At 62.2% G+C, this 8,786-nt stretch carries 8 protein-coding genes, 1 tRNA gene and 2 pseudogenes; 5 read left to right on the top strand and 6 right to left on the bottom strand.

Going from position 1 to position 8,786, the window contains the following annotated elements:
* Positions 1 to 49: 49 nt before the first annotated feature.
* Positions 50 to 126 (top strand) — tRNA-Met (locus JNB88_RS26480).
* Between the two features lie 200 nt (positions 127 to 326).
* On the opposite strand, the gene JNB88_RS34225 is transcribed toward JNB88_RS26480, so the two are convergent.
* A complete protein-coding gene (locus tag JNB88_RS34225; protein WP_220358058.1) occupies positions 327 to 500 on the bottom strand; it encodes a hypothetical protein in 174 nt (57 codons plus the stop codon).
* Between JNB88_RS34225 and JNB88_RS34700 the strand changes: the two are divergent.
* The 4 genes and pseudogenes from JNB88_RS34700 to JNB88_RS26460 all read left to right on the top strand — a co-directional run.
* Positions 418 to 588: pseudogene (locus JNB88_RS34700) on the top strand (hypothetical protein); the annotation flags it as partial. The gene JNB88_RS34225 and the pseudogene JNB88_RS34700 overlap by 83 nt on opposite strands.
* Positions 589 to 647: 59 nt before the next feature.
* Complete coding sequence (locus JNB88_RS26470) at positions 648 to 1,394, top strand: Ig-like domain-containing protein (protein ID WP_338111043.1); 747 nt, start codon at positions 648 to 650, stop codon at positions 1,392 to 1,394.
* 47 nt (positions 1,395 to 1,441) lie between these two features.
* Entirely contained in the window at positions 1,442 to 1,642 is a 201-nt protein-coding gene (locus JNB88_RS26465) for a hypothetical protein (RefSeq protein ID WP_220358048.1), read from the top strand.
* 575 nt (positions 1,643 to 2,217) lie between these two features.
* The gene (locus tag JNB88_RS26460) at positions 2,218 to 2,466 is read left to right on the top strand and encodes a hypothetical protein (protein WP_220358047.1); all 249 of its coding nucleotides are present in this window, start codon (positions 2,218 to 2,220) and stop codon (positions 2,464 to 2,466) included.
* 80 nt (positions 2,467 to 2,546) lie between these two features.
* Here JNB88_RS26460 and JNB88_RS26455 read toward each other — a convergent pair whose 3' ends face one another.
* The 5 genes and pseudogenes from JNB88_RS26455 to JNB88_RS26435 form a co-directional block, all read right to left on the bottom strand.
* Positions 2,547 to 3,617, bottom strand: coding sequence for an LLM class flavin-dependent oxidoreductase (locus tag JNB88_RS26455; protein ID WP_220358046.1), 1,071 nt, complete (start codon positions 3,615 to 3,617; stop codon positions 2,547 to 2,549).
* 52 nt (positions 3,618 to 3,669) lie between these two features.
* A pseudogene (locus JNB88_RS26450) lies at positions 3,670 to 4,823 on the bottom strand (acyl-CoA dehydrogenase family protein).
* Between the two features lie 19 nt (positions 4,824 to 4,842).
* On the bottom strand, positions 4,843 to 5,880 hold the full coding sequence (locus JNB88_RS26445) for an ABC transporter substrate-binding protein (protein ID WP_220358045.1): 1,038 nt from the start codon (positions 5,878 to 5,880) through the stop codon (positions 4,843 to 4,845).
* Positions 5,881 to 5,891: 11 nt separating this feature from the next.
* Positions 5,892 to 7,070 (bottom strand): LLM class flavin-dependent oxidoreductase, encoded by a 1,179-nt coding sequence (locus tag JNB88_RS26440; protein ID WP_220358044.1) that lies wholly within the window; start codon positions 7,068 to 7,070, stop codon positions 5,892 to 5,894.
* A gap of 25 nt (positions 7,071 to 7,095) precedes the next feature.
* Positions 7,096 to 8,703: an ABC transporter substrate-binding protein gene (locus tag JNB88_RS26435; RefSeq protein WP_220358043.1), complete on the bottom strand. Its 1,608-nt coding sequence runs from the start codon at positions 8,701 to 8,703 to the stop codon at positions 7,096 to 7,098.
* Between the last annotated feature and the right edge of the window lie 83 nt (positions 8,704 to 8,786).

The raw sequence follows: 8,786 nt of genomic DNA, 5'->3' as shown, positions 1-8,786 counted from the left end.
GCAAAGCGGTTATGCCGCCGCGATAAATCCCGAAGGGATTTACGCTGGACGCGGGGTGGAGCAGCCCGGTAGCTCGTCAGGCTCATAACCTGAAGGCCGCAGGTTCAAATCCTGCCCCCGCAACCAAAACCTCTAAATGCAGAGCCCGCCTTATGCGGGCTTCTTTTGTTTATCCTAATCGCCCTAAAGCGGCGCGAACCGACAAACGGCTGCAACGTGCAAGCTCCTTCTTCGATTGCCGGCATTGGCGCCCTGACGATCAATCTCGACGGCAGCTATACCTTCGTTCCAGCGCCAGACTATTTCGGCCCCGTTCCAATAGACGCTTAAACCGCGACGAACGGTACCGCGAGCGACACGGCAACCCTGACTATTACTGTGACGCCGGTGAACGATCTGCCCGTTGTCGTCGATGATATCGGCACGACGCCCGAGCGTACGGCGCTTTTCGGCAATGTTCTCACAAACGACTTCGACGTCGAGGGGGTGCTGACGGTCACCCAGTTCTCCGTAGGTGGCATTACTGCCACGGCCGGTCAGACAGGCACGATACCGAACGTCGGTCAGATTACCATCAAAGCCAACGGCACCTACAGCTTCTTGCCCGCCGCGAACTATAACGGCCCTGTTCCTGCCGCAACTACACGCTGTCGGACGGCAATGGCGGCTTCGTCACCGCCACGCTGTCGATCACCGTTACCCCGGTGGATGACGCCCCAATCCTGGTTGATGACCACGCGAGCGGCAACGAGGATACGACCATCACCGGCAACGTTCTCCCGAATGACAGCGATCCCGACGGCGACACGTTGTTCGTTACTGGCTTCACTGTGAATGGCGGCCCGACACCCTACCTGCCCGGGCAGACCGCGACAATTGTCGGGGTGGGGGCGATCACCATTGAAGCCAACGGCAGCTTTACCTTCATACCGGAACCGAATTACGACGGGCCCGTGCCAAATATCGTCTACACCGCCTCGGACGGAAAGGGCGGCAGCGGCCGGGCTAACCTCATAATAACGATCAACCCGGTCGACGATTTCGTACCCACCCCCGACGACAATGTGCCCGATTTTCCGGCAGGTCCGGACTTCGCCCTCAACGCGATTGACGCAGACGGCGCCGTCCTGGACGCCGTAGATCAGATACGGGGTCTGAACGGCATTGCTGAATTTGCCGAGCGTCCGATCGAAGTGCCGCTCAGGTTGACGCTCACTCCCTTCCTGGGCGGGTCTTCCACGATTGTCGTTGAGGACCCGGATGGAGGCAGCGAGAGGGTCCACGTTGAGACCATAAAGCGCGCAGGGATCGTCTATCTGCAAATCGTTGACGAGCCGGGCGGGCGTCGGATGGTTCCGGGGCAGCGGAGTGGCACAGCCAGATCGGGCCGCTAAGCTTTGCCGGACATCCCGACGCGGAAGCCGGGACTGTCGATATCATCTTGTCGATCGTACAGCGGGACGGACGTGTTTCTGACCATGAATTGCAACTCGACACGGCGACCGGCGATCTGTCGCAGCCAACGGCGCTCGGAGACCGTAGCCTCAATGACACGATCGAGCCGACATTCTCCCAGCAGCTCAACGAGGCTTCCCGGACGGAACGTTTGGATCGGCTTGAAAGGGCGTTGGGCTTCCGTTGATTTTTCGCCAGGCGTGCCGAGCAGAGTTGGATGAAGTGCGAGTCCTGCCCGGGGTACAAGTCGGCTCCGGGGATCAAATTGGCCAAATCCGAAGCGTCCATGCAGACGGTGCGGTCACATGTGGCCCCGGATGAAACGCTGCCGACGCGCAGCTATTGCCTTCGACAGGCGTCGGTAGCGTTTCCACCCGTTTCCGGGTAGGGGCACGCTATGAGTATTTCCTAAAAAAGGAAAAGCCTACGTTGCCCATATGTGCGCAGCAGATGGTCGTTCCTGTTCCGGTGTGGCAAATCTCACACATAGTAATTTTGTCATGCCTTACTCTGATCATTCAGGCATCCAGGCACGGGATGCATGGCTTCATTATCAGCGAACTGCCTGACGGCTACGACATGGTCTGCGGCGAGCGAGGCGTGTCGCTGTCCGGCGGCCGGCGTCAGGCAGAGCGGGACCCACGCCGGGTTGATCGCGGTCGAGGGGGTGCACGCCGATATGTTCGGTCTCCAAAACGGGCACCGACCGCGTAGTGGTGTCGTCGACAGGATTGACCAAGAAACGAACGGCACCGGCAAAACGTGAAACGTGGTTCGGTAACGATGATCAGCGGCGCGATCTCCTCGAGATCCTGGACGGCTATTGAGCGCGATCTGCCATCGATTGCAAAGCCGAACTTCGAGGCAATCTTGACTTCGTTGCGGATCGGAGCAAGCGCCTGCCCGATGAGTTCTTCGCTTGTGCAGCGCGGAAAGCATGGCGGACATGCCGATCCCGATCACGATCAGGCTGAAGCGACCGCGGTGCTAAGATTTTACACGTCTCTCTGACTTCGGGCTGCTGCAGCCATAAGTAGAGCTTGGCTACCTGCGCTTATGCTGATCGCCGTAATGACACGGTCGCTCACCGCTCAACCGCGCAGCAGTGGCAGCAAGTCGTTCCCCTGACGTTTGATCTCCGCGAGGTAGGGCGTATCGGAGAGCACGAAATGGGTAATGCCCAGATCCTGATACTTGCGCAGCGACCTGGCGACATCTTCGGCTGAGCCGACCAGCCAGGTCGTTCCGGCACCGCCGCCACCGTATTTGCCCGGAGCGGTGTAGAGGTTGTCGTCCAGAACCTCGCCCGATCGATGCAGGTCGAACAGTCGCTGCTGGCCGACCGCGACCGCCCTGCGATGATCGCTCCAGCTGCCGCCATTGCCCTTGGCCATCTCGGCCACCTTCGCCTCGGCGTCGGCCCATGCCTGTTCGGTGGTCTCGCGCACAAGCGTCGTGATCCGGAGGCCGAATTCCAGCGGCGGAAGATCGCGGTCAAGTTCGCAGCTCAGGGCCTTCAGGCGCGATATGCGCTCGCCGACACCATCGAGCGGTTCTCCCCAGAACAGCTGGACGTCAGCCTCTGTCGCCGCGACACGTTCGGCTGCTTCAGAAGCGCCGCCGAAATAGAGCTTCGGGTGACGGCGGTCGCCGCGGATCTCGATGCGTGGCACGACGGTTGATTCGGCGACGCCAAAGTGCTCGCGGTCATAGCTGACGTTCTCCTCCGTCCAGAGCCTGCGCACGAGCCTCATAAACTCCTTGGTGCGGGCGTAGCGCTCCGACTGGTTTCCCTCCTGGTCGCCATAGGCGGAGAGATTGTCGAGGCCGGAGACGATATTGACGCGCACACGGCCGCCGGTGAGATGGTCGAGCGTTGCGGCGGCCGAGGCGAAATTCGCCGGCCGCCAGTAGCCGGGGCGGATCGCTATCAGCGGCTCGAATGTTGTCGTGCTCGCTGCAAGCGCCGCGGCAACGGTGAAGGTATCTGGTCGGCCCCAACCGGTTCCGATGAGCGCGCCCTTCCATCCGTGCTCTTCGAGTGCGCGGGCATGCTCCGTCAAAGTCGCCAGGCTGTTGTGATTTTCAATGACGGAATCGCCGCGGTGTCCCGGCCTTGTGTCATTGGTTATGTACCAGAGGAATTCGCTGTCTTTGCTCATAGTTCGCCTGCGCTTGTGAAATCAAACTGTGAAACCGGAGGCCGGTGTTCCGCTATCGCGATGCGAGACGGCCGAGTGCATTGCGGGCAGCGAGCGTCCGGATCATGTGGCTCTGCGGGGCATGGGAACGAGCCGTGATTGCGTCGCGATGATGGCGCTCAAGCTGGAAGTCGCGGTTGAGACCGGGATTTCCGGCAAGCTCAAGGGCGAGGCTGGTGACGGCAACAGCGTTGTCGATGACGACGTGGCGGACATGCATTCCGTCTATTCCCACAGCCCTGCCGGCGTCGACGTCTTCGCCAAGGGAACGCAGCAATCGGGCATTGGTTGCCAGCCGGACCTCGATCTCTCCCAAGCCATCCTGAATGCGGGGAACGGTCGAGAGCGGCGCGCCAAGGCTTGCCGGTGTGTGGTGGGCGGCGAAGGCGAGCACGCGGTCGCGGGCGGAGAGCGCCACGCCGTGGTAGACAGCTGATATCAGCGAGAAGAAGAAGGCCGTTGCATGTTCCTCGCGGCGCAGCGGCTCGGAGGCCGGCTGGGATTCGATGATGTCTTCCAGCGGGATCACAACGTCGTCGAGGATGATGTCGTCGCTCGCCGTCGCATGCATGCCGGCGGCGTTCCATGCCTTTTCGATGCGCATGCCGGGGCTGTCGGTCGGAACGAGGAACGATGCCAACCGTGGTTCGGCTTCATCGGTAAGCGCCAGCAGCGCTACCCATTTGAGCACGGGGACGCCGGTCACGTAGCTTTTGTGGCCGCTGATGCGCCAGACGTCGCCGTCGCGGCGGGCGATGGTTTCGGGCAGGGCGCCGTGGGCGGGGGAGCCGATGCGCGGCTCCGCCTGGGCGGCATTGATCAGCGCTGGGCCGAGCCGATTGGCCGTGAGTACCCGCTCGGCAAGGTGGGCCGGCCACTTTGCGAAACGGCGCAGGCTATGTGGCTGTTGTAATGCATGGCGAGCACGAGCGCGGTCGAGGGTTCGCCGCGCGCGATTTCGCTGATCACCGCCTGTGCCTCGGCAAGTCCGCCGCCGTGCCCGCCATGCTCGGGTGCGGTCACCAGTCCAAGCAGGCCGGCTTCGAAGAGACGCGTGAAGTTCTCGAACGGGAAGTCTCCTGTCGCGTCGTAGTGAGCGGCGCGCTCGGCGAAATCGATGGCAAGCCGCCGCGCCTTGTCCACCGGATCGATTTTTTCCTGAAGCATGGTCTTCTCTTTTCTCGGTCTAGGCCACGGCGCGCCGGTCGAAAGCGTCGATATGACGACGATCGACCCAGTCAGCGATGTCGAAGTCGGCGGCGAGGAAGCCGAAATCGCGCAGGAAATCCTTGTAGTGGCCGATCGCATCCACCAGCTCGGGCTGCAGGCCAAGACCAAGGTGTTTGTGGATGTCGGGGCCATTGGCGGCGAGAACCTGCTCTTCCGTGGCACCCGCCTCGCGGGCAACGAAGCGCCTCGTTTCCTCGGGATGCGCTTCGGCCCATGCGCTTGCCTTGAAGATCGATTCCAGCAGGCGCGCGACGAGATCCGGCCGCTCGTCCGCCAGAAGCTCGTCCACCGTCAGCACGCGCGGCGAGCCGGAATTGATGCGGATCTTCGGATCGGGGTGGAAGCCGAACTCGGCCACCTGCACGGCGCCAATCAGGTTGGCGACATTGATGCCGGCCGTGCCCTTCACATAGATGGCGTCGACGTCGCCGCGAATGAGGGCCGCGACTTCCTCGCCGTAAGCCTGCCGGCGCTTCAGCCCGAAGAGCGATGGCCCTTCCTGCGTCGACAGCACGGAGTCCGAAAGTGCGATGTCGACGATCTCGACGTCGTCGAGTGCCAGGCCTTCCAGCGAGAGCGCCGAAAGCAACCCCTTCAGGGCGGTGGCGCGCATGAAGTCGACGATGCCTTCAGGCCTGCGGGCGATGCCGAAGCGGCGCCCCTTCAGGTCCCTGGCGGTCTTGATGCCGGTCTCGGGCAGGGTGATGATTGCCTGGAACTCGTCGGTCCAGGTGATGCCGACGAGCCGTGTCTTGCGTCCCTCGGAGCGGGCACGGATCGGCGGCACGTTGCCGCCATGGCGAAACGACCAGTCGAGCGTGTGGTTGAAATGGCTCTGGCGGATGCTGCGGTCGGGTGAATCGATGATCGATTTCAGCGTCACGCCTTCCTTGCGGAAGTTTTCCTCGAGATAACCGAGCTGTGCCGCAAGGCCGACAGGCGTTGGCACTGGGCAGCGCGTATACCAGATTTCGGAAATGGTATTACTTGTCATGGCGTTTCTCCTCAGTGGCGCAGGCCGGCTTGCTTCATCAGGGGCAGGACCTCGGAGCCGAAGAATTCGAGATCGTCGCGGAAATCGAAGAAGCTGAGTTGCAGGCCATCGACGCCGGCCTCCTTCAGCTTGACGAACTGATCCACCACCTGTTCTGGCGATCCGATCACGCGAATGTTGCCGCCGATGGCCCGGTATGGATCCTGCGGGTCGCGACCCTTCCAGGCCTGGGCATCCGAGTTCAGTGACTGGAAGCCTTGTGGCGAACGCTGGTCGGCATGGGCGACGATGCGGTCGGCGAGTTCCCAGGCCTCCTTCTCCGTCGGCCGGCAGATCACCATGGGATTGAGCAGCGTGCGGACCGTGCGGCCGACGCTGATTGCCGAATCCTTGACCCGCTTCGTATGCGCCGGCAGCGATTCCAGTGCGCTGTCGATGTCGGCGCCGGTCGGGCTGGTGATGAAGACGATATCGGAATAGCGACCGGCAAACGCAATGCCGGCATCCGAACCTGTCGCGTTGACCAGGATCGGACGGCCGAAATTCGGCTTCGGCGTGACGAAGCCGCCGCCGAGCTTCCAGCTGCTTTCGCCCTCGAAGGAGAAGTTCTCGCTGTCACTCCAGAGACGCTGGACGACTTCGAGGAATTCAGCCGCCAGCTCGTAGCGCTTGTCGTGCTCGATGCGCGGCCAGCCGAACATCTCGTGCTCGACCGCCCGATGGCCGGTGACCACGTTGATGCCCCAGCGCCCGCCGGTGATATGGTCGAGCGTTGCGCCGAATTTCGCCAGGTGCAGGGGATGCCATGGGCCGTAAAGCACATGCATTGTCGAGATCAGCATGATCTTCTTGGTGAGCCCCGCGAGAGCTGCAGTCGACACGAAGCTGTCCAGAGCGTGGCCATCGAAGACGCCGCCATAGCCGCCCTTGGGCAGCCATTGCGACAGCGCGAAGACGAGGTCGAAGCCGAGTTCTTCCGCCTTCAGCGTCAAAGCCTTGTTGTAGTCGAAGCGCCAGTCGGTCGACCGCTCGAGCGTCGATTGCGTCCAGCCGCCTGCCTGGATCGGCAGGAAGAGACCGAGGAGAACCGGCTGCTTGAGTGCCTGCGAGAGCGGGCTTTCCGGAAAATCGGTCGGGGCCGCGAATTTCGGCAGGCCGACGATCGAGCCGGGGAGATGTTGAATGGACATGGATGGGCTCCCGTTTGTCTGGCGATCAGGATGCGGCGACGTAGGCGAAGGCGAGGCTGCCGGCGATGCCTTCGCCGCCAACGGTATGGTCGGAAATCCGCTTGTTGTAGATCGTCAGCTCCGGCTGGCTTGCGATGTCGATCGCCGGCACGTCTTCGACGAGGATCTGCTGGATCTCGCGCCACTGCTCGACGCGCTTCGTCGGATCGACCTCGATCGCGGCCGCTTCGAGCAATTCATCGACCTTGGGGTTGCTGTAGGCCGCACCGTTCGAGAACGGGACACCCGGCTTGAAGTTCTTGCTCCAGTAGAGGCGCTGCACGCCGACTGTCGGGTCGAAGAGGTTGCTCATGCCTTCGAAGGCGAAATCGAAATCGCGGTCGGTGTAGATGCGCTTCGTGTAGGTTGCGAAATCCTGGCTGCGGACCTTGGCGTCGATGCCAACCTTGGCGAGTGCCTGGCGGATATATTCCGAGCCGCGCGGATAGGTTTCGCCACTCGGCACAAAGTCGAGATTGATGCGGGCGCGGATGCCGTCGGCGCCGCGCGGGTAACCGGCTTCGTCGAGAAGTTTCTCGGCGGCGGCGAGATCGATCGGGTATGTCTTGAGATCCGGAACGTACCACTTGGCAAGGTTGGGATTGATCGGGCCGGGGATGGCCGCGCCGTAGCCATAGTTGATGGTGTTGAGAATGACGTTGCGGTCGATCACATGGGCGAAGGCGCGGCGCACCCTCACGTCCTTGAAGAACGGCCGCTCGAGGTTGAATTCGATGCGGCTGACGCCGTTCGCGTACTGATAGCCCTTGGTCTCGAAAGCGAGCCCTTCGGCGCTCTGCAGCCGTTCGAGGTCGCTGAGCGGCACAGGGGTCGAGGGCGCCAGATCGATTTCGCCGGTCTCGATCGCAATCGAGCGGGCGGCGGCATCCGGGATGAAGCGGATGATCAGCTGGTCGAGATAGGGGCGGGGCTGGTCCCAGTATTCGTGGTTGCGCTCGTACACGATGTGGCTGCCGCGCACCCATTCCTTGAACTTGAAGGGGCCGGTTCCGATCGGCGCCAGATTGGCCGGATTTTCTGCAACCTTGGTGCCTTCATAGATATGGCGCGGCACGATCGGCGTTTCGGAGGCGGCAAGTGCGGTGATAAGATAGGGCGCCGGCTTCGACAACTTCAGGATGGCGGTCTGCGCGTCGGGCGTTTCGATATCGACCAGATTGAGGAAGGTGTTGCGGCCGCGCGGATGCACTTCCTTCAGGGTCTTGATCGAGAAGGCGACGTCGGCGGAGGTGAAGGGCTGCCCGTCATGCCATTTCACGCCATCACGCAGCTTGAAGGTATAGGTCAGGCCATCGGGGCTGACAGTCCACTCCTTGGCCAGCAGCGGCTTCGGATTGAGGTCGAAGTCATAGGTGAGAAGGCCTTCCGTGGTCTTCGGCGAGACATAGACCGCGTTATAAGCCGTATGGGCGATCGTCGTCAGGACGGGCGGCTCGGCGGCCAGCAGAAGCGTTGCCGTGCCGCCGCGTGTCGCGGTGGCTGCGAAGGCGGGAAGCCGCGCTGTGGCGGTGACGCCGAGTGCGACCGAGGCCAGAAGAAAGCTGCGGCGCGTGGGTGCGGGAAATAGTGCCATCTTGTTCAACCCTCATGATCCAGGGGCCGTCACGGCCCCGCTTCTGTGTCATTCCGCGGATCGAGCCTGCTTTAGAGATTTTT

It is taken from the genome of Rhizobium cauense, assembly GCF_019511525.1.
Classification (GTDB): Bacteria; Pseudomonadota; Alphaproteobacteria; order Rhizobiales; family Rhizobiaceae; genus Rhizobium; species Rhizobium cauense.
Note: the sequence above shows the minus strand (reverse complement) of the source record. Positions and strands in the feature narration are given on the sequence as shown.